This window comes from Cellulomonas sp. ATA003 (assembly GCF_031582905.1).
GTDB lineage: Bacteria > Actinomycetota > Actinomycetes > Actinomycetales > Cellulomonadaceae > Pengzhenrongella.
The window spans coordinates 2,099,922-2,126,368 of sequence record NZ_CP133990.1 but is presented as its reverse complement, the minus strand read 5'-3'; the positions used below and the strand labels follow the sequence as shown (position 1 = coordinate 2,126,368).

The 26,447-nt window shown below is 70.9% G+C and carries 19 protein-coding genes and 5 pseudogenes; 20 read left to right on the top strand and 4 right to left on the bottom strand.

The window, feature by feature from the left end:
• Nucleotides 1-114 precede the first annotated feature (114 nt).
• The 3 genes and pseudogenes from REH70_RS10465 to REH70_RS10455 all read left to right on the top strand — a co-directional run bounded on the left by REH70_RS10465 (nt 115) and on the right by REH70_RS10455 (nt 5,119).
• Nucleotides 115-702 (top strand): MerR family transcriptional regulator, encoded by a 588-nt coding sequence (locus REH70_RS10465; RefSeq protein ID WP_310747082.1) that lies wholly within the window; start codon nt 115-117, stop codon nt 700-702.
• A gap of 273 nt (nt 703-975) precedes the next feature.
• A pseudogene (locus REH70_RS10460) lies at nt 976-4,373 on the top strand (pyruvate carboxylase).
• Nucleotides 4,374-4,462: 89 nt separating this feature from the next.
• Entirely contained in the window at nt 4,463-5,119 is a 657-nt protein-coding gene (locus tag REH70_RS10455; RefSeq protein ID WP_310747080.1) for an MBL fold metallo-hydrolase, read from the top strand.
• Between the two features lie 45 nt (nt 5,120-5,164).
• On the opposite strand, the gene REH70_RS10450 is transcribed toward REH70_RS10455, so the two are convergent.
• Nucleotides 5,165-5,782, bottom strand: a complete 618-nt coding sequence (locus tag REH70_RS10450) for a PilZ domain-containing protein (RefSeq protein ID WP_310747078.1) — start codon at nt 5,780-5,782, stop codon at nt 5,165-5,167.
• A 192-nt stretch (nt 5,783-5,974) separates the two neighbouring features.
• On the opposite strand from REH70_RS10450, the gene REH70_RS10445 reads away from it, so the two are divergent.
• Entirely contained in the window at nt 5,975-6,109 is a 135-nt protein-coding gene (locus tag REH70_RS10445) for a hypothetical protein (protein ID WP_310747077.1), read from the top strand.
• Here REH70_RS10445 and REH70_RS10440 read toward each other — a convergent pair.
• Together REH70_RS10440 and REH70_RS10435 are read right to left on the bottom strand one after the other, a co-directional pair.
• The gene (locus REH70_RS10440; RefSeq protein ID WP_310747075.1) at nt 6,094-6,222 is read right to left on the bottom strand and encodes a hypothetical protein; all 129 of its coding nucleotides are present in this window, start codon (nt 6,220-6,222) and stop codon (nt 6,094-6,096) included. The two genes, REH70_RS10445 and REH70_RS10440, sit on opposite strands and share 16 nt — an antisense overlap.
• A gap of 195 nt (nt 6,223-6,417) precedes the next feature.
• Nucleotides 6,418-7,185: pseudogene (locus REH70_RS10435) on the bottom strand (AI-2E family transporter); the annotation flags it as partial.
• A gap of 584 nt (nt 7,186-7,769) precedes the next feature.
• Here REH70_RS10435 and REH70_RS10430 point away from each other — a divergent pair.
• From REH70_RS10430 to REH70_RS10400, 7 genes are all read left to right on the top strand, one after another.
• Complete coding sequence (locus tag REH70_RS10430) at nt 7,770-7,952, top strand: PspC domain-containing protein (protein ID WP_310747073.1); 183 nt, start codon at nt 7,770-7,772, stop codon at nt 7,950-7,952.
• Between the two features lie 114 nt (nt 7,953-8,066).
• On the top strand, nt 8,067-8,750 hold the full coding sequence (locus tag REH70_RS10425; protein ID WP_310747071.1) for a pentapeptide repeat-containing protein: 684 nt from the start codon (nt 8,067-8,069) through the stop codon (nt 8,748-8,750).
• A gap of 312 nt (nt 8,751-9,062) precedes the next feature.
• A complete protein-coding gene (locus tag REH70_RS10420) occupies nt 9,063-10,142 on the top strand; it encodes a tyrosine-type recombinase/integrase (protein ID WP_310747069.1) in 1,080 nt (359 codons plus the stop codon).
• On the top strand, nt 10,135-10,494 hold the full coding sequence (locus REH70_RS10415; protein ID WP_310747068.1) for a helix-turn-helix transcriptional regulator: 360 nt from the start codon (nt 10,135-10,137) through the stop codon (nt 10,492-10,494). The genes REH70_RS10420 and REH70_RS10415 overlap by 8 nt, the downstream gene beginning before the upstream one ends.
• Nucleotides 10,491-11,159 (top strand): hypothetical protein, encoded by a 669-nt coding sequence (locus tag REH70_RS10410; RefSeq protein WP_310747066.1) that lies wholly within the window; start codon nt 10,491-10,493, stop codon nt 11,157-11,159. The genes REH70_RS10415 and REH70_RS10410 overlap by 4 nt, the downstream gene beginning before the upstream one ends.
• 8 nt (nt 11,160-11,167) lie before the next feature.
• Nucleotides 11,168-11,776: a hypothetical protein gene (locus REH70_RS10405; RefSeq protein WP_310747064.1), complete on the top strand. Its 609-nt coding sequence runs from the start codon at nt 11,168-11,170 to the stop codon at nt 11,774-11,776.
• Between the two features lie 881 nt (nt 11,777-12,657).
• Entirely contained in the window at nt 12,658-13,617 is a 960-nt protein-coding gene (locus REH70_RS10400; protein ID WP_310747062.1) for an alpha/beta hydrolase, read from the top strand.
• A 279-nt stretch (nt 13,618-13,896) separates the two neighbouring features.
• Here the strand turns inward: REH70_RS10400 and REH70_RS10395 are convergent, their stop codons facing one another.
• Nucleotides 13,897-14,214 (bottom strand): hypothetical protein, encoded by a 318-nt coding sequence (locus tag REH70_RS10395; RefSeq protein ID WP_310747061.1) that lies wholly within the window; start codon nt 14,212-14,214, stop codon nt 13,897-13,899.
• Nucleotides 14,215-14,860: 646 nt separating this feature from the next.
• Here REH70_RS10395 and REH70_RS10390 point away from each other — a divergent pair.
• From REH70_RS10390 to REH70_RS10345, 9 genes and pseudogenes are all read left to right on the top strand, one after another.
• A pseudogene (locus REH70_RS10390) lies at nt 14,861-16,142 on the top strand (IS3 family transposase).
• Nucleotides 16,143-16,596: 454 nt separating this feature from the next.
• Nucleotides 16,597-18,310, top strand: a pseudogene (locus tag REH70_RS10385) (glycoside hydrolase family 13 protein).
• A gap of 119 nt (nt 18,311-18,429) precedes the next feature.
• Nucleotides 18,430-20,252, top strand: a pseudogene (malQ, locus tag REH70_RS20640) (4-alpha-glucanotransferase).
• Nucleotides 20,253-21,123: 871 nt separating this feature from the next.
• A complete protein-coding gene (locus REH70_RS10370; protein ID WP_310747060.1) occupies nt 21,124-21,357 on the top strand; it encodes a hypothetical protein in 234 nt (77 codons plus the stop codon).
• A complete protein-coding gene (locus tag REH70_RS10365; protein WP_310747058.1) occupies nt 21,354-23,006 on the top strand; it encodes a GGDEF domain-containing protein in 1,653 nt (550 codons plus the stop codon). Before REH70_RS10370 ends, REH70_RS10365 begins: the two co-directional genes overlap by 4 nt.
• 120 nt (nt 23,007-23,126) lie before the next feature.
• Nucleotides 23,127-23,780, top strand: coding sequence for a hypothetical protein (locus REH70_RS10360; RefSeq protein WP_310747057.1), 654 nt, complete (start codon nt 23,127-23,129; stop codon nt 23,778-23,780).
• Between the two features lie 78 nt (nt 23,781-23,858).
• Nucleotides 23,859-24,323, top strand: a complete 465-nt coding sequence (locus REH70_RS10355; protein ID WP_310747056.1) for a signal peptidase I — start codon at nt 23,859-23,861, stop codon at nt 24,321-24,323.
• A 981-nt stretch (nt 24,324-25,304) separates the two neighbouring features.
• The gene (locus tag REH70_RS10350; RefSeq protein WP_310747054.1) at nt 25,305-25,613 is read left to right on the top strand and encodes a hypothetical protein; all 309 of its coding nucleotides are present in this window, start codon (nt 25,305-25,307) and stop codon (nt 25,611-25,613) included.
• Nucleotides 25,610-26,233, top strand: coding sequence for a hypothetical protein (locus REH70_RS10345; RefSeq protein WP_310747053.1), 624 nt, complete (start codon nt 25,610-25,612; stop codon nt 26,231-26,233). The genes REH70_RS10350 and REH70_RS10345 overlap by 4 nt, the downstream gene beginning before the upstream one ends.
• Nucleotides 26,234-26,447: the final 214 nt, after the last annotated feature.

Sequence of the window (26,447 nt, the reverse complement as noted above, 5' to 3'; positions counted from 1 at the left end):
TAGCGTGCAGAATGACATCCGTAGCACTCGACCCTCCCGCCGGCGCCACGCGCCGCGATCGGGGTGCGTGCGCCGAACCCGGCGGATGCGCAGAGGTTTCGACTTGGAGGACGCGTGAGCGGCAGCGGAGAGTCCCTGGAGGCCGCCGGCGGTGTTCCGCAGCGCGCCCAGGGCCTGTTGTTCGGTGACGACCTCCCCGACCTGGACGAGACGACCGGCTACCGCGGCCCGACGGCGTGCCGCGCGGCCGGGATCACCTACCGCCAGCTCGACTACTGGGCCCGCACCGGCCTGGTCGAGCCCGGCATCCGCCCCGCGACGGGCTCCGGAACCCAGCGCCTGTACAGCTTCCGCGACATCCTCGTGCTCAAGGTGGTCAAGCGGCTGCTCGACACCGGGGTGTCCCTGCAGCAGATCCGCACCGCGGTCGGCCACCTGCGCGAGCGCGGGGTCGAGGACCTCGCGCAGATCACCCTGATGTCGGACGGCGCGTCGGTCTACGAGTGCACCTCCGCCGACGAGGTCATCGACCTCGTCCAGGGCGGGCAGGGTGTGTTCGGCATCGCCGTCGGCCGGGTGTGGCGCGAGGTGGAGGGGACGCTCGCCGAGCTGCCGACCGAGCGCGCCGAGGACGAGGCGGTCGTGCCGACGCCCGCCCAGGACGAGCTGGCGCGCCGTCGTCAGGCACGTACCGCCGGCTGAGCCGGCGACCGGATCCACCCCCGGCGCTCCTCGCCGGCCCCGGCACGCGTCACCTACACGTGTCCGCTGCACGCGTCCCCAGGCGTCCATGACGCGTGCGTGACCCCGCATGACCCGGACACGATCCGGACCGTGACGACGCACGGCGTCGAGCCGTGGGAGGATCGCCGCCGTCAGGACGGCCGACGGCAGCGCCGCGGCGTCCCACCAGCAGCGCCGCCGGCCCGCGTGGGTCCTCCGCGTGCGCCTGCCGATCGATGGATGGAGTGAGCCGTGTTCTCGAAGGTGCTCGTCGCGAACCGGGCCGAGATCGCCGTACGGGCGTTCCGCGCCGCCTACGAGCTCGGAGCCCGCACCGTCGCGGTGTTCCCGCACGAGGACCGCAACTCCGAGCACCGGCTCAAGGCCGACGAGGCCTACCCCATCGGGGAGGCCGGCCATCCCGTCCGGGCGTACCTCGACATCGACGAGATCATCCGGGTCGCCCAGGACGCCGGCGCCGACGCCGTCTACCCCGGCTACGGCTTCCTGTCGGAGAACCCCGACCTCGCCCGGGCCTGCAAGGACGCCGGCATCACCTTCGTCGGCCCGCCCGCCGAGGTCCTCGAGCTCGCCGGCAACAAGGTCCGCGCCCTGAAGGCGGCGCGCGAGGCCGGAATCCCGGTGCTCGAGTCGTCCGAGCCGTCGTCGGACGTCGACGAGCTGGTCGCCGCGGCCGACCGCATCGGCTTCCCGATCTTCGCCAAGGCGGTCGCGGGTGGTGGCGGGCGCGGCATGCGCCGCGTCGACCGCCGCGAGGACCTGCGCGAGGCGCTGTCCGCGGCGATGCGCGAGGCCGACAGCGCGTTCGGCGACCCGACCATGTTCCTCGAGCAGGCCGTGCTGCGCCCGCGCCACATCGAGGTGCAGATCCTCGCCGACGGCACCGGCGACGTCGTGCACCTGTTCGAGCGTGACTGCTCGGTGCAGCGGCGTCACCAGAAGGTCATCGAGATCGCGCCCGCGCCGAACCTCGACCCGGAGATCCGCGACGCGCTGTGCCGCGACGCCGTGACGTTCGCGCGCAGCATCGGCTACCAGAACGCCGGGACCGTGGAGTTCCTCGTCGACACGGTCGGCGAGCGTGCCGGCAAGCACGTGTTCATCGAGATGAACCCGCGCATCCAGGTCGAGCACACGGTGACCGAGGAGGTCACCGACATCGACCTCGTCTCGTCGCAGATGCGGATCGCCGCGGGGAGACCCTCGCCGACCTCGGGATCAGCCAGGAGACCGTGCACGTCAACGGCTTCGCGCTGCAGTCCCGCATCACCACCGAGGACCCGGGCAACGGCTTTCGCCCCGACACCGGCCGGATCATCGCCTACCGCTCCCCGGGCGGCGCGGGCGTCCGGCTCGACGGTGCCACCGCGACAGCGGGCGCCGAGATCTCCGGGCACTTCGACTCCATGCTGGTCAAGCTCACCTGCCGCGGCCGGGACTTCCCGACGGCGGTCCGCCGGGCCCGTCGCGCGCTGGCCGAGTTCCGCATCCGCGGCGTCCGGACCAACATCCCGTTCCTGCAGGCCGTGCTGGCGGACGACAGCTTCGTCGCGGGTGACCTGGCGACGTCGTTCATCGACGAGCGCCCCGAGCTGCTGGCCGCACGCCGCAGCGCAGACCGCGGGACCAAGCTGCTGTCCTTCCTCGGCGACGTCACCGTCAACAAGCCGAACGGCCCCGCGCCGTCCCTCATCGACCCGGCCGTCAAGCTCCCGGCCATCGACCTCGGCGCGCCCGCGCCGGACGGCAGCCGCCAGCGGCTGCTCAGGCTCGGCCCGGAGGGGTTCGCGGCGGACCTGCGCGCCCAGCCGTCCCTCGCGGTCACCGACACGACGTTCCGGGACGCGCACCAGTCGCTGCTCGCGACGCGCGTGCGGACGCTCGACCTCGTCGCCGTCGCGCCGCACGTCGCGCGACTGACCCCCGGCCTGCTCTCGGTCGAGGCGTGGGGCGGGGCCACCTACGACGTCGCGCTCCGCTTCCTCGGCGAGGACCCGTGGGACCGCCTCGCGGCGCTGCGCGAGGCCCTGCCCAACGTCGCCATCCAGATGCTGCTGCGCGGTCGCAACACGGTCGGGTACACCCCGTACCCGACCGAGGTGACCGACGCGTTCGTCCGCGAGGCGACCGACACCGGCATCGACATCTTCCGCATCTTCGACGCGCTCAACGACGTCGAGCAGATGCGCCCGGCGATCCAGGCGGTGCGCGAGGCCGGCACGCCGGTCGCCGAGGTCGCGCTGTGCTACACCGGCAACCTGCTGGACCCGGCCGAGGACCTCTACACCCTCGACTACTACCTGCACCTCGCCGACCGGATCGTCGAGGCCGGCGCGCACGTCCTGGCGATCAAGGACATGGCCGGCCTGCTCCGCCCGGCCGCCGCGTCGCGCCTGGTCACGGCGCTGCGCGAGCGGTTCGACCTGCCGGTGCACGTCCACACCCACGACACCGCCGGCGGTCAGCTCGCGACCCTGCTCGCGGCCTCCGCCGCGGGCGCGGACGCCGTCGACGCGGCGAGCGCCGCGATGGCCGGCACCACGAGCCAGCCGTCGCTGTCCGCGCTGGTCGCGGCCCTGGAGCACACCGAGCGCGACACGGGCCTGGGGCTGCGCGCGGTGTCCGACCTCGAGCCGTACTGGGAGGCCGTCCGGCGGCTGTACCGGCCGTTCGAGTCCGGGCTGCCCGGCCCGACGGGACGCGTGTACGACCACGAGATCCCCGGCGGGCAGCTGTCCAACCTGCGCCAGCAGGCGATCGCCCTGGGCCTGGGGGACCGGTTCGAGGACATCGAGTCGACCTACGCCGCCGCCGACAGCATCCTCGGCCGGCTGGTCAAGGTCACACCGTCGTCGAAGGTCGTCGGCGACCTCGCCCTGCACCTCGTGGCGCGCGGGGCGGACCCGGCCCGGTTCGCCGAGGACCCGGCGAGCTTCGACATCCCCGACTCGGTGGTGAGCTTCCTGTCCGGCGAGCTGGGCGACCCGCCCGGCGGATGGCCCGAGCCGTTCCGGACCAAGGCGCTGGCCGGGCGCACGGTCCGCCGCGGGGTCACCCCGCTGACCGAGGAGGACCGCGCCGAGCTCGCCGGTGACTCCGCGACCCGCCGGGACCGTCTCAACCACCTGCTGTTCCCCGGGCCGACGAAGGAGTACGAGTCCGCACGGGCCGCCTACGGCGACGTGTCGGTGCTCACCACGAGCAGCTACCTGTACGGGATGCAGGCCGGCGACGAGGTCGAGATCGCCCTGGAGAAGGGCGTCCGGCTGCTGGTCGGCCTGGAGGCGGTGGGGGAGCCGGACGAGCGCGGCATGCGCAGCGTCATGTTCACCCTCAACGGCCAGCTGCGCCCGCTGCAGGTGCGCGATCGGACCGTCGACGTCGACGTCGCGACCGCGGAGAAGGCCGACCCCGGCGTCCCCGGGCACATCGCCGCACCGTTCGCGGGTGCGGTGACCCCGGTCGTCCAGGAGGGCCAGAGCGTCGAGGCGGGTCAGACCGTCGCGACGGTCGAGGCCATGAAGATGGAGGCCGCCATCACCACGCCCGTGGCCGGCAAGGTGACCCGGCTCGCGATCGGCGCGGTGCAGCAGCTCGAGGGCGGCGACCTCGTGCTCGTGGTCGGCTGACCCCGCCCGAGCTCCGCCCGACCCCGCGGGACGCGGGCCCACCGCCGCTCGAGCGGTGGGCCCGCGGCGGTCGTGGCAGGCTGACCGGCATGGACATCACCCTGCTCGGGCACGCCTGCGTACGCCTCGACAAGAACGGGTCCCGCCTCGTCATCGACCCCGGCGCGTTCAGCGCCACGGACGCGCTCGACGACGCGACCGCGGTGCTCGTGACCCACGACCACGTCGACCACGTCGTCCCGGACGAGCTGCGCGCCGCGCTGGTCGGCCGCGCGGAGCTCGAGGTGTGGGCGCCCGAGGCGGTCGTGGGCGCCGTCGTCGGCGACGACGACGCCGTCGCGTCCCGGGTGCACACCGTCAGCCCCGGCGACCACCTCGACGTCGCCGGCTTCGCCGTCGACGTGGTGGGGGACAAGCACGCCGTCATCCACCCGGACGTGCCGCAGATCGCCAACGTCGGGTATCTCGTCGACGGCGTCGTGCTGCACCCCGGGGACGCGTTCACGGTGCCCGATGCCGCGGTCGAGGTCCTGCTGGTCCCGGTCGCGGCGCCCTGGCTCAAGACCGCCGAGGCGATCGACTACGTGCGCGCGGTCGGCGCCCGCCGAGCGGTCCCGATCCACGACGCGATCCTGGCCGACGCCGGCCGGACGCTCGTCGACGGCCTGCTGGGGGAGCGCGGACCGGGCATCGGTGACACTCAGTACACGCGCGTGCAGCCGGGCGAGACCATCAGCGCCGGCTGACCCGGGACGCGACCGGCGCCGACCCCACCGGGTCCTCCGGTGGGGTCAGTCGTCGTCCCCGGCGCGGAAGCGGCGGGCGATCTGCTCGCTCAGGACGTAGCGGTGCAGCGCGTCGGCCTCGCGCTGGGTCGTCCCGATCAGCCGGCAGCCGTAGCGGTAGCCGCGAGGTGCCTCCTCGCGGCGCAGCACCTCGGCGACCAGCGGCAGCTCGTCGAAGTCGGTGCGCAGCGTGAAGCCGACCCGCTGCCCCTCGGTGAGCGGCACCCGGCAGTGCACGCGGATGCCCGTCGCGCTGAGGTCGATCACGGCCGCCTCGATCGGCGGGTCGAGATCGACCGGGCGGTCGTCGACCACCTGGTACTCGAGCGTGATCCCCAGGTCGGTCGCGACCCGGACGATCGCCCGCTGCTGGTAGGCGGACAGCAGGGCGAGCTCGTCCAGGACGAGGCCGTCGTCGGTCCGGGCCCGGACGACGACGGCGTAGTCGCGCCGGCCGCGTGACTCCTCGAACGTGCGCAGCACGATGGAGCTGCCGGCGTCGGGGACGGCGTCGGCGCCGTCGTGCAGCGACACCTCCAGCGACAGGCCGCTGTCGACGCTCACGACGCCGCGGGCGACCTCCTCGTCGTCGACGAGCACGGTGCAGGGACTACCTTCGAGCACGCGTTCGCTCCTCGGGGCGCTGGGACACGCGGACGCCACAGCGTAGGAGGCTCCGGCTGCCACGGTGCAACCGACGCGGCTCAGCGAGCGAGGAATCACCCCGATGCGTCAGCGCGGCGGTGCGCGCGCCGCTGCGGGGGTGCGTCGTACGGTGTGGCTCCACCCATCGATCCGCACCCCGGAGGTCTGACGATGACCGACCAGCCGTCCCACGACGACGTCCCGCACCTCGAGCCCGACGAGACCGTGCCCCCGCGCCCCGAGGAGGAGGTGGCCGACGTCGCGCGGTCGGAGCCGGACCACCGCGAGGCTCAGCGCGAGCGGTAGGCGCGCAGCAGGGCGACGGCGCCGTAGAGCACAGCGACCGCGCCCAGGGCGGCGACGACCCAGTTGAGCCAGATCGGGTCGTCGCTGCGCAGCGCCCCCACCTGGTAGCCCACGACGACGACGCCCAGGGCGATCGCCAGCGTCGGCGACCACCACCAGCGGTCCCGCAGCGACGCGCCGGCCGAGGTGTCGCCCGGTGAGCTGGCGGGTGGGCCGGCCGGGCCGGGGAGGGGCGGTGCGGAGGCGCGGGGTCGCGGTCGGTCATGTCGCCCAGCGTCGCACGACGGCGCGCCGGTGCCGCCCCGACGTCACGCGTCGTCCTCGGTGTGCGGGGCGCCGTCGGTCCCGTCGCTCGGGACGGGCGCCGGGGCGGGCGGCGGCGGCGGCTCGACCTGCTGCGGAGCGTCCGGGCCGTCGAGCTGCTCGCGCCCGTAGCGGACCATCGCGGTGCCGACCGCCACGATCGGGACCGCCAGGAACGCGCCGACGATGCCGAACAAGGACCCACCCGCGGTGACCGCGAGGATCACCAGCGCGGGGTGCAGGTTCAGCGTGTGCCCGACGAGGATCGGCTGCAGCACGTTGCCCTCGATCTGCTGGACCACCAGGACGAGCAGGATGACGATGAGCGCGGCGGTCGGGCCGTTGCTGACGAGGGCCACCAGCGCGGCCAGGATCCCGGTGACCGTCGCGCCGACGATGGGGATGAACGCACCGAAGAAGATGAGCACCGACAGCGGCAGCGCCAGCGGGACGCCGATGATCACCAGCCCGATGCCGATCGCGACCGCGTCCACCAGGCCGACGGCCGCCTGGGCGCGGATGAACCCGCTCAGCGTCCGCCACGACCGCCGGGACAGCTCGGCGACGTGCGGCGCGGCCTGCGGCCCGGCGAGGGCGGACAGCCACGGCAGGAAGCGCGGCCCGTCCTTGAGCACGAAGAAGCACATGACGACGGCCAGCAGGGTGCCGATGAGGATCGACCCGACCGTGGCGACCCCGCTGGCGACGCCGCCGGCGATCGTCTGCGCGTTGCCCTGGAGCCACCCGACGACCTCGTCGACCGCCTGGTTGACCTGGCTGTCGTCGAGGTTGAACGGGGACTGGTGACGACGCCCGCGAGGTCCTCGATGCCGGCCGTCGTCGCGTCCGCGAGCTGCTCGACGTAGGTTGCGACCTGGGGGAGAGCCACACGATCAGCCCGGTGAGCACGGCGATGGCGGCCACCAGCACCACGAGCGACGCCAGCGCCGCCGGGACAAAACGCCGGAGCAACCGGGTCGGCGGCCACAGCACGGTCGCCAGGAGCACGCCGATGGCGACCGGCAGGACGATCACCCACAGCTGCGCGACGACCCACCACAGCACCGCGAGAGCGGCGGCGACCAGCAGGAAGCGCACGCTCCAGGTCGCGGCGCGGGCAGCGGCAGCGCCCAGCCGGGCGTCCCGGCCGGTGGACGACCTGCCCCGAGAGGGCGACGTCGCGGTGGACGACGCCGGGTCGGGCGACGTCGAGGTGGAGGGGCGCGGGACGCGGCGGCCTCGGGGCTGTCGGGAACGGTCACAGCGCAACCCTGGACCGTCCGGTGCCCGAGAGCCAGTCGCCGTGCCGAGCACCCGTCCGCTGCCCGCCGCGGTGGATCGTCGGTAGCGTGCCGTCATGAGCCCTCACCTGGTGCGTCCCCGTCACGGCAAGATCCTCGCCGGCGTCTGCGCCGGTCTCGCGCAGCGCTTCGGCCTGCCGAAGTTCCTGGTCCGCGTGGGCTTCGTGATCTTCGGCCTCGTCGGCGTCGGCGAGCTCGTCTACATCGCGCTGTGGATCCTCATCCCCAAGGACGCGTAGGACGGGTCGCCGCGTTCGCCCCGCGCGGGCGAGCGCCGATGCGGCGCGGCCGACGACGCCGTCGGTCGCGCCGCATCCGGCATCCGAGGGCGGGGTCCGAGCCGGGGAGTCACGATGGGACGCGCACGCGCGGGCGCCGGTGCGGCCGGTGCGCCGCCCACCGAGACGCGCTCGTTCTGGCGCCGGCAACGCGACGACCTGGTCCGTGACGGGCTGGTCGGTGTCGTCGCGCTCGTGGTGGCGTTCGTCCTCGCGGCCTGGTGGGACTCGCGCCTGGAGGTGCGCGCTCAATCGGTGGAGAACACGCGCTTCGTCCGCCAGGTGGCGCTGGACGGCGCCTCGAGGAAGCCGTTCGGCGGTCTCCTCCTGCGCGACGCCGAGCTGAGTGGGCTCGACCTCGGCTGCACGGACGTCGGGTCGGCCCGCGCAGGCGGCGTCGTGGACGACCGGGTCGAGGCAGGCTGCGCCGACCTCCGCGGAGCGGACCTGCGCGGGGCCGTCCTGAGGAGGACCGACCTCGCCCACGCACTGCTCGACCAGGCGGTGCTGCGCGACGCAGACCTCAGCCTCGCGGACCTGCGGGGCGCGGTTCTCGGCGCCGACCTGAGCGGTGCGGTCCTGTTCAAGACCGACCTCAGCGAGGCGGACCTGGGTGGGGCCGACCTCACCGACGCCGATCTGTCGGTGGTCTGCTACGACGACGCAACCGTCTGGCCGTCCGGCTACCTGCCACCCGAGCCGCCGGACTGCACCGACAGCGGCGACCGGATCCGGATCGTCGAACCCTCGGGGAGGTGAGCCCACAGGGCCGCGGTCGGGCAGCGGTGGGGCGGCGCCGCCAGAGCCGTGATGTCATAATGTGCATTATCGGCGTCGATCCTGCGGGAGTTGCATCAGGTGCAACGACTCCCGTCTGACGTCGATCGCAGAGTTGCCGCAGGTCAGGGCGATCCGTGTGGAGATGCGCCCGACGTCAGCGGCGCGTCGAGGCCTCAGCTTGGTGCAGGTGGGCGTACGTTTCCTGCGTTAGATGCACGATTCCAGCGTCGAAGTGGGGTCCGTGTGGACGCCGTCCCGGGCAAGGTCTCAGCGGTCCTGACCGATGGCAGCGTGGGTCTGTTCCGCGCTGACGAGCGGGTGTTCGAGGCGATGGTCGACGGCTGGCGCGCCCAGATGTTGGCGCGTGGCCTGACGACGCAGACGATCAAGGGACGCTGCGGTGTCCTGCAGCGATTCCAGCGGTTCGCCGGCACGTTCCCATGGCAGTGGCGCCCGGTGGACCTCGAGGACTTCCTCGCCGAGCGGCGCTCCGGCGATCGTCCGATCAGTCTTACGACGCTGCGCGCGGACGGCAACGCGGTCGCGGCATTCTGCACCTACCTGACCCAGCCGGTGTACGGCTGGGCCCCGTTCTGTGAACGCACGTTCGGTGATGTCCCGTCGCAGATCAGCTTCGAGTGGAACACCCCGCGCCACACCGCGGAGGACGCCGTCCCGCCGGGACGACGCGCCTTCACCAAAGCTGAACTGCAGCGGCTGTTCGACTACCTCGACGACCACGTCGACCGCGAGTACGCCGCCGGCAGCAAACGGTGGCTGCCCGCGCTGCGGGACTCGATCGCGTTCAAGGTCTGCTATGCCTTCGGACTACGCCGCCGCGAGCTGACGATGCTCGACGTGTACGACTTCGGCCCCAACCCGCACGTGAGCGACTACGGGCAGTTCGGCGCGGTCCAGATCCGGTGGGCCAAGGGCACCGCCGGGTCGGGCCCGCGGCGCCGCACCGTACTGACCGCGCCGGAGTTCGACTGGGTCGTGCCCCTGCTGCAGTTCTGGACCGGCGACCAGGGCCGTTCTCGCTTCGCCACCGCGGAGCGGTCCAACGCGATGTGGCCCAGCGAACGCGGCGACCGAGTCCGCCTCGGCAGCCTCGGCGACGCATTCGCGCAGGTCAGGGACGCCGTTGGGCTGCCCAAGGAACTCGGCCTGCACTGTCTGCGCCACTCCTACGTCACCCACCTCATCGAGTCCGGGTACGACGCCGCGTTCGTCCAGACCCAAGTCGGCCATTCCCACGCCTCCACCACCGGCCTGTACACGTCGGTCTCGTCAGACTTCAAGCAGCGGGCCATCGAGCAGATGATCGCCCGCCGGATCGCCACCCCTGACCAGGAGGCACCCGGTGCCTGAACAGCGCCGCATCGGCTACCGGTGGCATCTACGGACCGTGATGGCCCAGCGCAACCTGTGGAAGAGCACCGAGCTCGTCCCCCTGCTGCGGGCTCGCGGCGTCAACCTCTCCGAGAGCCAGGTCTACCGGTTGGTCACCGGCACACCAGAGCGCATCCCGGCCCGGACCTTCGCGGCACTGTGCGACATCCTCGACTGCACACCGAACGAGCTCTTCGAGCCGGTCGTCGAAATGCGGGCCGCAGCCACGGCGAACGCCCCGGCCCGCAGCGAGGACCTCGGCATCACTCCGCGCAGCCCGATCGCCCGCCGGATCCGCCTCGTCCCCGAAGACCAGGACCAGAAGGAATGAGCCGGCCCCGCAAGGTCAGCGACCCCGACACCTGGCCCGAGGAGTGCGCGCGCTGCGGTGAGCACCACCAGCTCGTCGCGTCCTGGCCGGACGGGCGCATCTGCGGCTACTGCTACCTGGCCGCCAAACGCACCACCGGCACCTGCTCCTGCGGTCATCACGGCGTCCTGCCGGGCCGGATCGACGGGCAACCGACCTGCCGCGGGTGCAGCGGCGTCAAGCTCAACGTCGACTGCTTGACCTGCGGCGCCGAGGACGAGCTGCACTCCGGCGGTCAGTGCTGGCGCTGCGTGCTGTCGGCGACAGTCGACCGTCTGCTGACCAACCCGCACACCGGCGCGATCCACCCGACGCTGGCACCTGTGGCTTCGGCGCTGAAGGCGATGAACCGGCCCAACAGCGGACTGACCTGGATCAACCAGCAGCACGTCACCGCCCTCCTCACCAACCTCGCCGTCGCGCCCGTGATCAGCCACGACTCCCTCGACGCCCTGCCGGCCTCACGGACCCGCGACTACGTCCGCGGTCTCCTCGTCGAGCACGGCGCACTCCCCCGGCGCGACGAGCTGCTCGCCCGATTCACGACGTGGAGCGACCAGGCACTCGACAGACTTCCCCCGGTGAGCACCGCGACGCCGTCCGACGTTTCGTCCGCTGGCACCTGATCCGGCGCATGACCACCACGCCAGGAGACGTCACCCAAGGAGCCTTCCTGCGCTCGAAGCAGACCACAACCGTCGCTATCGACTTCCTCACCTGGCTCACCGCACGAGGCACCAGCCTGCGCCAGCTCACCCAGGGCGACCTCGACGCCTGGCAGGCCGGCGGACCCACGACACGCGAGCTCAGCAGCCGCTTCCTCGCCTGGGCGATCAAGGCCCACCTCGTCGACCCGCACCTGACCATGACGCCCCATCGCCGCGGTACCGCCCACAAGCTCCCCTCCGCCGAGCAGTCCCGCGCCGTCCAGGCCGTCGTCGGCGACAATCACGAGCTCACACCCAGAGATCGCCTGGCCGCCATCCTCGTGCTGGTCCTGGGCCAACAGGTCGAGGACGTGGTCCGCCTCACCTGGGACAACGCCGTCGTCGACAAGGAACTGGCCACCGTCACCGTCGGCCAAAGTCCGATCACCCTGCCCCCGCCGCTCGACGGACCGCTGCGCCAGCTCCTCACCGAGCCGGGGCACGACCAGACAGCCGCGCACCCCAACAGCCTGTGGATCTTCCGAGGCCACTCCCTGGCCGACACCTCAGCGCCGCCCACCTGCGGCAGCGTCTGAACACCGTCTTCTCGACCCGCGCCGCACGCCTGGGCACCCTCGGCGAGCTCGCCATGCTCAGCCCGATCCCGGTCCTCGCCGAGACCCTCGGCTACAGCCAGGCGACGCTCGAACGGCATGCGACAGCCGAAGCGACCACCTACGCCCGCTACATCACCACCCGACGCTGACGGGATCGAGGAGGCGTCCGCCCCCGCGCTCCTGGGGCGCATGTCCCTCAAGATTTCCGCCACCGAGAGCCCGGTAACGTGTAAGCCATCCCTTCAAACCTGCGAGGTGGCGGCGATGACGGACCAAGGCACGCGAAGGACTCGACGACGCGACGGGTGGGTAGTGGTGGCCCTGAGTGCGGTAGTTGCCGGAATCCTGCTCTATCTACTGCTGGTTCCTGCTTCCGGAATCGATCGGGACCCACCCGAGTGCTACTCGACTTTCGGGTATGTGGTTCCTTGTGGTGCAGGACTCTCACTCGGTTTCGCGCTTGCTGCAGCAGTCATAGCTGGCGCTGTTGCGCACATGCTGATGCGACGCCGCAGGGTGTGACAACAGGCGGCGTTTCTACCGCGGAGCCCAGGTCAGGACAGCGGCAGGATGACGGCGCCGCCGCGCGGGTTACGGCGCGTCGTCGTAGCGGGCGACTGGCCAGCCCGCGCAAGGCCCGCGTCGTACTCAGGATCGCGAGCATCGGGCCGCTTAACTTGGGGAGCCAACCCCGTGCTCGAGGTGGCTGATGCTCCCCATATCTTCCGCGACATCAGCAGGTCACTCCCGGCTCACCTACACCCGCGCCTGCCAGTCCGCGAGTGGGGTCTTGGCCGGGTCGGGCGCGGCGCATGTCAACCCGGATCGTCGTTACCGTGCCACTCGTGAGGTCTCCGAGCGTGGCGGACTACGCGGCCCTTCTGCCGAAGTCGTGGCACGAGCGCGTCGATCAAGAGCCGCTCAGCGCGTGGTGGGCCTGGCGAGGGCACGAGGTGCATGTGCTCAGGCGTCCGAACGCCGCCGCGCCGGCCAGGATGGTGCTGGTCCACGGCGCCGGCGGTCACAGCGCGGCGCTCTGGCCGATCGCGTCCCTGACGCGGACCGAGCAGGTGGACCTGACCGCGATCGACATGCCGCTTTACGGGAACACCGTCTCGCCGGACCACGGTGCGGTGCGCTACCACCACTGGGTCGAGCTCCTCGGCGACTTCCTGGCCTCGGAAGAGGACGGGCGACCTCTTGTGCTGCTCGGCGCAAGCATCGGCGGCTTGCTGGCATATGAGGTGGCCGCCCGCACCGGCCGCGCGGCCGCCGTCGTCGCAACCTGCTTGTTAGATCCCCGCGACTGGCGCGCCCGCGCCGTGATGACCCGCTTCGGGCCACTGGGAGTGCTCGCCGGCCCCCTGTCGCGGCTGCTACCCAACCGGCTGTCCGGCAAGCGGATCCCGATGTCGTGGGTGGCCGCACTGCCCAAGATGAGCCGCGACCCGCGCTTGAGCCGGATGTGCACCAGCGACCGGCGCGGCGGCGGGGTGAGGGTGCCGCTCGGCTTTCTCGCCTCTTACCTGTCCTACCGACACACTCCGCCAGAGCTGATGCGGACGCCGGTCACGCTCGCCCATCCGGCGAAGGACGCGTGGACGCCCGTGGAGATCAGCATCCGATGGCTCAGCCGCCTCGGAGCACCGGGCGATCTGATCATGCTGCGCGAGTGCGGGCACTTCCCCATCGAAGAGCCAGGCCTCACCGATCTGATCCACACCATCGACCGAACCGTGGCGAGGACACAATCCTTCTACCCGGGACCACCCGTGACGAGCCAGCCCGAGCGCGAGCCCGATCGGACGTGCGATACCTGATCCCCATGGTAGCGGTGCACGGCGGCTTCCAGCCTCCTTCCTTACAAGCCTTCTGAGAGCGCTACCGACCGCGTGGCCACGGAACAAGAAGCGTTGTGCGCAGACGGTCGTGGTCGCCGCCGACGCACGGGCGGGCTGGCTCGGCCCGCAAATACGCGGCGGCCGAGGGGTGCGTAGCGGCGGCCGAGCAGTGCGAGAGAGGCGAACAAACCGCATAGCGCAAACTAATCGGCCCTTGTCATGCAACAGAAGCGCCGCGTGCCCCGTCGAGGCAAGGGGTTACAGGGGGCCCGGGGCGATGGCGAGCTGGTCCTTCTCGAGCGGGATCGGCGGCGTCCCGGCGACGACCATGCAGGCCCGCTCCCACGGCCGTTGCCGGTCGAGGAAGCGCAGCTCCTCCGCCATCCACTCGTGCCAGAATGCGACCGTCTCCTCGGGATCCCCGTTGACTCCCTGCGCGAGGTCGCGGGCGATGCCCCGCTTCTCGGCTGCGGCGAAGTCGGACTGCACCCACACCGTCGCGTCGATGAATGTCGCCAGCTCCCGCTGACTTGCTCCGACGCCTTCTACGACGACGAGGTCGAGCCCCGCAGACACCTGGATCGATCCCTGGCGGCCATGCTCCGCCCACGCGGGAGGACGGAAGGACGCGGCCCCCGCGGCGCAAGGGACGTAGGACGTGATCGGCCAGCAGGTCACCCCACGCAAAGTAGGGCTCGTTCCAGGCGAGGTCGTCGGTGTGAACCACCGCCGAGCGGCTCACCCGTCGACACAGGCGCTCGGCCAGCGTCGACTTCCCCGACGCGCCACGACCGTCCACGGCCACGACCCTCGGCCGCCTCGTCGGCGTCCCGGCCGCCTCCAACAGCAACTCGACGAACTCACCTTCCGGCACTGCTGTCCACGAGGCCGCAGCAGGCTCACCCAAAGGCAAGGTCATTGACACCACCTCAGCCTCCCCCACCAGACTTCCCGAAGCTGCCCGCCCGATCCGACACGCCGTTGACAACCCGCCGGTCGCGCGCTCGAAGCGGCGCTGCGGGCTCGCCGCTGGAGTCAACCAAACGGGAAGCTTGGTGGCCGGATGTCGCTGACGCACGGCGTCACCCTCAGCGATCACTGGTACCTGCGGCAGGGATGGACAACCGCGGGTCCCTGGGCAGTTCGATCAGGGTGGCGCAGGAGAAGCATGTGATTCGCCCCGGGTTCGGTGGAGGCTCTCAACCCAGGAAGGATGAGAGTCATGCCGGCACCGAAGAAGTACAGCGAGGAGCTGCGTGAGCGGGCCACGAGGATGGCGTTGGACGCGATCGCGGCGGGTGAGCAGCGGATGGTCGTGGTCCGTCGGGTCGCGGGCCATCTGGACGTGCACCCGGAGGCGTTGCGCACGTGGGTCAAGCGTGCGGAGATCGACGGCGGGCAGCGGGCCGGGACGACGAGCCAGGACGCGGCACGGATCACCGAGCTAGAGCGTGAGGTCAAGGAGTTGCGGCGGGCGAACCACATCTTGAAGACGGCTTCGGCTTTCTTCGCGGCGGAGCTCGACCGCCCGTCCGTCAGGTAGTCGACTACATCGACGCTCACCGCCACGAGGTGGTGGAGGGGCGCGAGCTCGGGGTCGAGCCGATCTGCGCGGTGCTCAAGGGCACTGCGGCGCAGATCGCTCCGAGCACGTACTACGCGACCAGCACGCGGGCCCCGTCGGCGCGTGCGGTTCGCGATGCGCAGTTGGTGCCGTTGATCCGCAAGACCTTCCAGGAGAACTTGTGCGTCTACGGGGCCAAGAAGGTTTGGGCCGAGCTGAACCGGACCGGCACCGCGGTGGCGAGGTGCACGGTGGAACGGCTCATGCGGGCCGAGGGGCTGCGCGGGATCAGCCGGGAGAAGACCCGCCGCACGACCACCAGCGACGGTGCGCAGACCGAGCGGCCGGCGGATCTGGTGGACCGCGCGTTCGTCGCGGACGCACCGAACCAGCTGTGGGTCGCGGACCTGACCTACGTGCGCACCCACGCCGGGTGGACCTACGCGGCGTTCGTCATCGACGTGTTCTCCCGGCTGGTCGTGGGGTGGCAGGTCTCGACCTCGCTACGCACCGATCTGGCCCTGGACGCACTCGACATGGGCCTGTGGGCACGGCTTCGCGCCGGGCAGGACGTGACCGGCCTGACCCATCACAGCGACCGCGGAGTGCAGTACCGAGCGATTCGCTACACCGAGCGGCTCGCCGAGGCCAAGGCCGTCGCTTCGGTCGGCTCCAAGGGCGACTCCTACGACAACGCCCTGGCCGAGGCGTTCAACGCGCTGTTCAAGACCGAGTGCATCCGCAACCCCGCGATGCGCCCACCAGGGGCTGGAAGTCCGTCGCCGACGTCGAGATCGCCGTCGCCGAGTACGTCGACTGGTTCAACCACCGGCGCCTGCACGGCGAGATCGGACTGGTCCCACCAGCAGAGCTCGAGCAGCACTACTGGGCGCACTACCCTGCAACCGCACCGGCCGAACTCACTGCCGGAGCCAGATAACCGGGCCTCCACCGAACCCGGGGCGAATCACATGCGCTGACCGGCACCTGCAGTGCTCCTTGGAGGGCGCGAGGACGGGTGCGGCAGCACTTCGACGTTGGCATAGCGCCTCGCCGGACGCCTCCGCTGACGTACTTTGCGGCAGGAGCCGAACCGCCACGCAAGCTCCGCTACCCGGTCGAGCGTGACCGCCCAACGCGCGATCGCGAAGTCGATCGTGGACGTAGCCGCGGGTAGCGGTGCTTGGGGTTGTGCCACGCGAGCATGACCAGGTCGTCGTCGCACGGGGCTCGGGCTGCGGCGTTGACATGGACGAGACGACAGCCGCGAGCTGCTCACAGGCCGGACCGACGAGGCTGAATCGCCCCCGCCCGTTGGCGAGAGGCCCGCTGGTTGGTTCTTGCTGCAAGCCGTTGCAACACGCCACAATCCGTTGCATGACGCAAGCGCCGACATGGACACCCCCGCTGCCGTGACAGACCCGGCGAGAAGTGCCTCACCATGGTGGCGATCGGCCGTGATCTACCAGATCTACCCCAGGTCTTTCGCCGACTCGAATGGTGACGGCATCGGCGACCTGCCGGGGATCACCTCGCGGATGCAGCACCTCGTGGACCTCGGCGTCGACGCGCTCTGGCTGTCACCGTTCTACGTCTCCCCGATGGCTGACGCGGGTTACGACGTCGCTGATCACCGGGACGTCGACCCCGCGTTCGGCACGCTGGCGGACGCGGACCGCCTCATCGCCACTGCCAGGACGCTGGGCCTGCGGGTGATCGTGGACCTCGTGCCAAACCACACCTCCGACGAGCACGCATGGTTTCGAGCCGCGCTGGCCGCCGGGCGAGGAAGTGCGGAACGAGCCAAGTACTTCTTCCGCGACGGCCAAGGCGAGTTTGGCGAACTACCACCAAACTCCTGGCGCAGCGTGTTCGGGGGCGCCGCCTGGACGAGGACGACCGACCGCGATGGCCGGCCGGACCAGTGGTACCTCCACATGTTCGACGCCAAGCAGCCAGACCTCGACTGGACGAATCACGAGGTGCGCGCCGAGTTCGACGACGTGTTGCGCTTCTGGCTGGACCGCGGGGTGGACGGGTTCCGCGTAGATGTCGCACACGGGATGATCAAGGCCGAGGGGCTCCCGGATTGGGATCACGAGCAGTCTCTGCTGGATGGGAGCGGCCCGGACGGCGAGCGGCCCCCGATGTGGGACCAGGACGGCGTCCACGAGATCTACCGTTCCTGGCGCCGTCTGCTCGACAGCTACGAGGGCGAGCGGATGATGGTGGCCGAAGCGTGGGTAGCGCCCGCCGAGCGCTTGTCCCGCTACGTTCGCCAGGACGAGATGCACCAGGCGTTCAACTTCGACTTCCTCGGCGCTCAGTGGAGGGCCGATGACCTTCGGCAGTCCATCCGCTCCTCGCTGGCCGCGGGCGCGGCCGTCGGGGCGCCGGCAACCTGGGTCCTGAGCAACCACGATGTCCTACGCCACACGACACGGCTGGCGCTGCCGTTGGACACCACGTGGCCCAACGGCATCAGGGCGACCGATCCGCAACCCGATCAAGACCTAGGGCTGCGCCGCGCGCGCCGCTTCGATGATCATGCTCGCGCTGCCTGGCTCTAGCTACCTCTACCAGGGCGAGGAGCTCGGCCTGCCTGAGCACACAGCCCTACCCGATGAGGTCCGCCAGGACCCCGCGTGGTTTCGCCACGGCGGCACCGAGGCCGGCCGGGACGGCTGCCGCGTGCCCATGCCCTGGGAAGCCGCAGCCCCGGGCTACGGGTTCAGCCCGACGGGCACGACGTGGCTGCCCCAGCCGGATTCCTACCGCCAGCTAGCGGTGGACGCGCAGTCCAAGCACGTGTCCTCGACCCTCGAGCTCTACCGGAGCGCCCTCCGGAACCGACGCGAGGCCGGACTGGGCGAGGGGACGCTCCGCTGGGACGGCGGTGGTGACGATCGGGTGCTGGTCTTCACGAACTGCGGCCGCCGCGCCGCGGTCTCCGTGTTGGTCAACTTCGGTGTCGAGGCGGTACCGCTGCCGACCGGCGCGGACGTGCTCCTCTCAAGCGGTCCCCTAGATCAGGCTGGGCGTGTCCCGGAGGACGTCGCGGTCTGGTTCGTCACGACCCCAGACCCGGATGCACCGCGGGGTCACTGACACTTGCCGTTTCCTCCGTCTGAAGCAGTACATCCTCGGCGGTGGCCTAACAGTTGGACGGGCTCTGCGGCTCGTCGACTCCCGGGCCAGCGCCATCAGATCCGCACAGGGACAAACACATGGCCGTGACGCATCCCGATTTAGTGCCGGCGAGCTACGTCGACGCCCAAGGCGTAGTCCAGCATCTTGACGGTGCGACGCGCGCCGTCGTGCAGGCCGCCGTGACCAACAGGGGTATCTCCCAAACGCCGCTTGTCTGCGTGCCAGGGGAACGGTGGGAGCGGCTGGACGGTCACCTCGAGACGTTGGACGGGTCCTACCTCGGCCCTGTCGAGGACGTCGCGCCCCCGGCGGGCTACTACCGGCTGGTCACGGCGGACGGCCGTCGCCGCCTGCTCCTGAGCGCCCCGGCGACCTTTCCCCAGCCCGAGCGCGGCTGGGGCTGGGCCGTGCAGCTCTACGCGGCCCGGTCGCGCGGCTCGTGGGGCATCGGCGACTTCCGCGACCTCGCGCACATCGCGCGCCGGGCGCGCGACGCCGGTGCGGCCTCCGTGCTCATCTCCCCGCTGCACGCGGCGGCGCCGTGCTCGGTCCAGCAGGCCTCGCCGTACTCGCCCGCCTCGCGCGAGTGGCTGCAGCTGCTCCACATCGCCATCGAGGACGTCCCGGGCGCCGACGCCGTCGACCTGTCCGACCTCGCCGCACGCGGCCGTGGGCTCAACGCCACGCGGCGCATCTACCGCGACGGGGTGTGGGCGCTCAAGCACGCCGCGCTGCTGCGCATCTGGCAGGCCACGCGCCGCCGCCTGCCCGTCGAGCACGACGTCTGGGTCGCCGCGGGCGGGGAGGACCTGCGCCGCTTCGCGACGTGGTGCGTCCTGGCCGAGCGCATCGGCACGGCGTACTGGCCCAGCTGGCCCGAGCAGTACCGCACCCCGCCGGCGCGGCGCACTACGCCGAGGAGAACGCCGAGCGCGTCGCGTTCTACTGCTGGGCGCAGTGGGTCGCCGACGTGCAGCTCGCGACGGCGTGCGAGGCGGGCGCGACGATCGTGGCCGACGTCGCGGTCGGCTTCGACTCCTCCTCGGCCGACGCGTGGGCCCACCAGGACGCCGTCGTGTTCGACTACGAGGTCGGCTGCCCGCCCGACCGGCACAACCTCGACGGCCAGACGTGGGGCCTGCCGCCGCTGAGCCCGACGGCGCTCGTCGCCTCGGACCTGCGGCCGTTCGTCGCGATGGTCCGCTCGGCGCTGGCCCACGCCGGTGCGCTGCGGATCGACCACGTCATGCAGCTGTGGCGTCTCTACTGGGTGCCGGTCGGCGGCCACCCCGCCGCGGGCGCCTACGTCCGGTACCCGGTCGAGGCGATGCTCGCGGTGCTGCGGCTCGAGGCGCACCGCGCGGGGGCCTGGGTCGTCGGCGAGGACATGGGCACGGTCGCCGAGGGCGTGCGCGAGACGATGGCCGAGCAGGGGATGCTCGGCTACCGCGCCGCCCTGCGCCTGCCGGTGGACCAGTTCCCCGAGGCCGCGATGGGCGCGTCGTCCACGCACGACCAGGCGACGGTCGCCGGCACGCTGACCGGCTCGGACATGGCCGACCTGCGCGCGATCGGGAAGTCGGCGAACTTCGAGCAGCTCGAGGGCGTGCGCCGCGAGCTCGCGGCCGCGGCCGGGGTCGACCTCGACGCCCCCGTCGGCCCGGAGCAGGTCGCCCAGGCGGTCCGCGCCCAGTACGCCCGGCTCTCCGCCTGCGCGGCCCGCGTCGTGCTCGCCTCGCTGGACGACGCCGGCGCGGTCGCCGAGCGCCCCAACATGCCCGGCACGGTCACCGCGTGGCCGAACTGGTGCCTGAGCCTGCCCCGCCCGGTGGAGGACCTGCTCGAGGAGCCGCTCGCGCAGGACGTCGCGCGCATCCTCGACGGGCGCCGCGCGGTCTGACGGCCCTGCGACGCGCGGGAGAAAGGGCCAGCACACGCCCAAACGGGCTCTGGGGCATGACGGATTCAGCGCGAAGGGGCGCGCCAGCAACCCCACATGTGGATCTTCAGGCTGTTGACTCCGGCCGGAAAAGGTCCGCTGCGCGCAACGTCTACTGCCGGCGTCGGACTTGTCGATGAGCACTACTGTGAGCACTCGGCATTTCCGCGCGACCGTGGCGACGCTCCTGGTCGCCGCTGGCGCGTCGCTCGCAGTGGCGGTCACGTCCCCACCTGCAGGGCAACCGGTGCTGCTCGCACGCCAAGGTCTCGATGATGGGTTCTCGCCGACCGCGCGGGAGCCCGCCGCGCCAGGGGCTAAACCGCTCCTGGCAGCTTCCGGCCTGGTGCCCGGTCACCCGCTGGCCGGGTGCGTCGAACTGCCTCGCTGGACCGAGCCCGGGCAGGTACACCTCCTGGCCGAAGAGCTGAACGGGGTGCTCGCGCCGTTGCTCCTTGTGACGGTCGCTACAGGAACCGGATCGAGTGCCGACTGCGCCGACTTCTCGGGCGTGACTTTGTACGAGGGCACGCTTGCGGACCTGGCAGCGTCGGACGGCCTAGACACGGGTTGGGCCCCAGCCGATGGGGCGCGAACTTTTCGGGTGACCGTGGAGGTGGCCGACGATGAGCGCGCCGCCGGTGCTACGGCGACGACGACGTTCCTTTGGGTCGCGGTACCCGCCTCGCCCGACGACGACCTGCCTCCGCCTGATTCACAAGCCGCATGGGGGACGTCGGCATCGCGAGCCGACACCGGGCCGTCGCACCCCACGACCTCGCCTGCGAACAGCGCACCGTCCGGCGGCGATACGAGCGCTGTGCAGTCCTCGGTGAAGCACTCGCCCGAGCCCACAGTTGGCATCGCCCTCGAAGCCGGACCGGTGCGCGTCTTCCTGCGCGACCTGGCCCGGACGGCCTGGCTGCCTCTGCTGCTCCTCGTCCTGCTGCTCGTCTACTTAAGGCTGCAGGACCGCCTCGACCGTGATGATCCAAAACTGGCCCTCGCCCCGATGCACCCAGACCAGCTCGTCCCGTTCCCGACCTCGCCCCGGAGCCGACCGTGACCCAGACGTCCGATCCCTCGCGCCACGGCCTCGTGCCCCTGGTCGACCGGGTGCGCTGGGCAGGTTTGCTCCGCATCGGCCTGTTCGGCGCAGCAGCTGGTCTTGTTCTCACTGCACCGACACGATCGCTCGACGCGGCAGCGCTCATCGCCGGGGCGCACCTAACGTTCGTGCTCGTCGCCCTGCTGGCTTCCCGGTTGGGACGCAAGGCGACGATCACGGCGCTCAACGCCTCGCTCGTGCTCGACGGGTTCGTCCTCGCTGCGGTGGTCCACGTGCTCGGCAACCTGAGTGGCTTCGTGACTGCCCTCTATGTCATCCACGTGAGTGCGGTAAGCCTGCTCATGAGCTTCCGGACGGGCGTCAAGGTTGCGCTGTGGCACTCGTTGGTCGTGCTCGTCTTCCTCCATGCCTCCGCGACCGGTGTGCTGCGCGGTGGCACGCTCGAGGGTCGGCCGGTCATCATGACCACCTACCTCGGATTCCTGCTGCTGCTCTGGGTCGCCGCGCTCGGCACGTCGGCGTTCGCTGCGCTCAACGAGCGCGAGCTCCGGCGGCGACGGTACGACGCTGAAGTCCTACACCGCCTCGCTGTTGCCCTGTCGACCGTCGACGACCCAGAGAGTGTCGTGCACAGCCTTGCCCGAGCGGTCGTCGACGATCTCGGCGTACGGCGGGCGCTCGTGGCCGTGACGCCCGGTCAACCGACCCACGATGGAGGCCTGGTCACAGAGCTCTGTGTCGTCCTGACGAGTCCGGAGTCGGACAAGTTGGTGCTGGGCCCGGCCGACCGGCGGACCGCGGTGTCCACGCATGGTCCAACAACGGGCTGCGCAGACGCGCCCGGTTCGCTCCTGGCTCGAGTCCCCGTCGGAGGCGGCCCGGTGCTCGCCATCAAGGCGGACCCGACCTGGGACGAATGGCTCGTCCAACGCCTGCCCCAAGCGCAAGGCATCGTCGCGCTACCGCTGCCCCTCGGTGATGCCGGGCGAGGATGGCTCGTGCTGGAGCTCGGTCGACGCCGGCTCAACGGCGTCGACCGGCGACTGCTGTCCACCGCCGAGCAGGCGGTGGCACACGCCGCCCTGGCGCTGACGCGCGCGGCTGCCGTCGCATCCCTGCGCCGGATCGCCGAGACGGATGGCCTGACCGGCGTCGGGAACCGGCGCGCCTTCGACGCTGCGCTCGCCCACGCGATCGACACCGCACGGTCAGGGCAGGAGGGCTTCTCCGTGGCATTGATGGACCTCGACCACTTCAAGGCCGTCAACGACAGCCACGGTCACGCTGTCGGCGACGAGGTACTCCGGGCGGCCGCGCACGCAGTTCGCATGGCGAGCCGAACCGGCGACATGGTCGCGCGGTACGGCGGGGAGGAATTCGCTGTGATCCTGCCCGGTGACGCGCGATCTGCTGTGTCGGTAGCAGACCGCCTACGGCGAGCCGTCGAAACGTCCGAGGCGCCTCTGCCGGTCACCTGCAGCGTGGGTGTAGCGCCGTGGACCGCAGATGCCTCGATCGCGGACGTGCTCCGGTCTGCGGACAGCGCGCTCTACCGCGCGAAGGCGGCGGGACGCAATCGGACAGTCGACGCCACGGAGGCGGAAGTGGACCCAATTTCCACCGAGTCGACCGCCGTGCGGGCGTGACATCCCGGCTCGGCGACCGGGGTGCCGGATCACGATGGCTCAATCGTTCACCTGCGGTGGGCCCCGGCCGATGGAGTGGTGACCATCCACCATCCACCATCCACCAGCCAGGAGCGCCACATGACCGAGAAGACGAGCCCGGGCCGCCACCGCGTGCACCCGGCCAAGCGCAGCAGACGTACTGCCGGCGTGACAACCGTCCTCGTGCTTATCGTCGCCAGCGGCGCAGCCATGTCCACCTGGTCGGGGTTCAGCGCTCAGACGACGAACGAGGCAAACAGCTTCAGCACCGCCCAGATCAGCCTCACCGACAACGACACGGGCGCCTATGCGATGTTCCGATCGGCGAACGGCGGCAATGCCTACGCTCTCCTTCCCGGCGATGTCGTGACCGAGTGCATCGGCGTGACGTACACGTCCAACGCGACCACCCGAACGCCGACCGTGAAGCTGTCCGCCACCGGCGGCGCGGGCACGCTAGCGCCCGACGTCAATGTCACGGTGACCCGTGGAACGATCACCGGCACGCCGTCGTGGCCGACCACGACCTGCGGCAGCGGGTTCACCGCCGATGCCATCGGCCAGCTGTACACCGGCAATCTGCAGGACTTCATCACGGCGGTTAGCACCACGCCGCTGGACACCGGGACCTGGGGGAACAACGCCGCCGGAGAGACGCACTACTTCCAGGTGCGCGCCGAGGTGCTGGCGACGGCGTCCCAGAACGAGACGGTGGCGCCGTTCACCCTCGCCTTCACCTCCGACACCAACTGAGCTCTTGTGTCTCGCCGCCGGGCCGCGACGGCGCCGAACCGCCGGTCCGGACTGGTTCGGCGCCTCGGTCGCATCCGCGTGGAAGCCCTGGTCATGGTCGCGCTCATCCTCGCGATCGCCAGCCTCGCCGTTGCCGGTTGGCAGATCGTCATCGACAGGAGCGACAGCATGCGGCCGACCCTGCGCGCGGGCGACCTGCTGCTGCTGCGACCGGTCGGCCTCGGCGCCACCGACGCCGGTGACATCCTCACCTTCCCGAATCCGCGGGCACAGGACCGCACGCTGACCCACCGCCTCGTCATACGCACGGACACGCCCGACGGCTTCACCGTCCAGACCAAGGGAGACGCGAATACCGCGAGCGAAACTTGGCCGGCACCCCGTGACGCCGTCGTCCATCAGGTCGCCGTTCGAGTCCCCCACGTCGGTCGCGCGGTCGCCGCCCTCGGCCTCCCTCTAGTGCGGGCCTGCGCGATCACCGGCCTCATCGCAATCTTCACCGTCACAACTCTGCGCCGCGTCTGGCGCACGGACCAGCTGTGAGCCCGGCCCGACGTCGATCGAGGCGCACCGCCCTCTGGGCTCTCGCCGTCTTACTGTGGCTGCCGCTCGGGACAGGCATGACCTCGAGCGGCATCACAGCCATGACGGTCAGCGCGGGGAACCAGCTCGCTACAGCAACGACCTTCGCTTGGCACCCCTTCCTTCGAGCGCAACCACACCGACCACGAGTCCCATCAACAGCAGCACGTCGGTCTCGTCCTGGACGCCCCGACTCGCCGACGTGGCGGGCGCGCCTTGGGTCGCCTGGGCCGAGACGAGCGGGAGCGGGCGGCAGGTCCGGGTCAAGCGCTGGGACGGCACGGCTTGGCAAGCCGTCGGTGGAGCTCTTGGTACGAACGCGCGAACACCGGCGATCGCCGCAGTCGACGGAACTGTCTTCGTCGCCTGGTCGGAGGTCGGCACGCCCAGCACGATCCGGATCGCGCGCTGGACAGGCGGCGCGTGGCAGACAGTCCAAGCCGGGTCTCAGGATGCCTGGAACTTGGACAACCAAAAGAACGCCTACCGGCCACGCCTCACCGCGGTCGGTACCTCGCTCTGGGCGGTGTGGCAGGAACTGGACAGCAGCGGCAGCTACCTCCAAGTCAAGTGGCGCAGTTACAACACTCTGACCTCATCGGCCAGCGGTAGCGGAATCATGGCTTACGACAACGCAAAGCAGGCAGTCGATCCGGACGTCGCCACGGTTGCGGGGCAGCCCTGGGTGGTGTTCTCCGAAACGAACGGCAGTGGTATCTCGACAATCCGGGTGCGGTCACCGTCCGTGGGCCGCGGGACGGAACTCAACGTGAACGCCGCCCAGCCTGCTTACGGCCCCTCCATCGCAGTCGGACTCGATGACCTGCCTCACATCGCATTCCGCGAGCAGACAGCCGGCTGCTGGCAGGTCCGCACGCGGCGATGGACCGGTAGCACGTGGCTGCAGTCCGGGGGTCGAGTCTGGCTCCCACCGTCTGCACAATGTCGAGCGTCGGCGGCGGATCACCGCAGTACCCGGACGGGATGCCGAACGTCGGGGATCCCAGCATCGCCGTCGTCGGGTCTATCCCTTGGCTCACCTGGGCCGAGCGCAACGCGAACGGCAACTTCGACATGGTGGTCGCTCGCTACGCAGCGAGCACCGACCAGTGGATCCGGACCTCAGTCGTGGACATCGGCCCGGCGGCGGACACGGTGACGGGTCACCTCCTCGCTTCAGGCGGTCGCCCTCACGTGACATTCACTGAGTGGGACGGAATCAACTGGGAGGCTCGGGTGGCTCGGTGGTGACGACGAAAGCCCGGTTGCCTCGTGTTCTGACTGCAGCTCTGGTCCTGACGGCGGGAGGGACAGCAGCCCTCGCCTGGTCGGAGAGGACGACGATCCACAGCAGCGCCGGTAACAGCTTCACCGCCGCGACCGTCGTCCTCACCGATGACGACCGCGGCACCGCTCTATTCCATCCTGCGGACGGGGAGGCGGCGGCGATGGTGCCCGGCCAGCAGATCGTAAGGTGCGTCGCCGTCGTGCTGGCGACCGACGCGACGGCCGGTAGGCAAGACGTCGTGTTCTACGCCTCGGGCTCGGGTGAGCGCGCCGAAGCGGGCCTGAGCGACTCGCTGGAGCTCACCGTCGAGCGAGGGTCCGCATCGGGCACGAAGACCCCCGAGACTCCGTGTGGCGAAAGCTACGAACCTGATCCAGCTGGGCCTGTCTTCCGCGGAACGCTCGCGACCTTCCTGTCGGCGCACGGGTCATCGGACACCGGGGCACCCACCGGCGAGTGGAGGCATGTGCCAAATGGTGATGAGCACGTCTTCCGGATCTCCGTTGGCCTGGCCGACGACGCCACAACGCCCGGAGCCTCTGTGAGCGCCGTCACCTTCTTCTGGAAGTCTGTCACCACTTGATCGGCATGCGGGCCACCACTGACTTGGCGAAGGTCGACGGCCCGTACCGGCCCAGCCTCACGGGGGACGCCCGCGCCGGGTCGGCTATCGCCGAGGCGCCCGACCACATGCCCGAGACCGGGTGAACCGACGTCTCAAGCGTCTCAGTGCTGCGGTGAACGTTGCCCGCCGAATGATGAATACGCGATGCCCTTTGGACAGAGGATGCGCATCG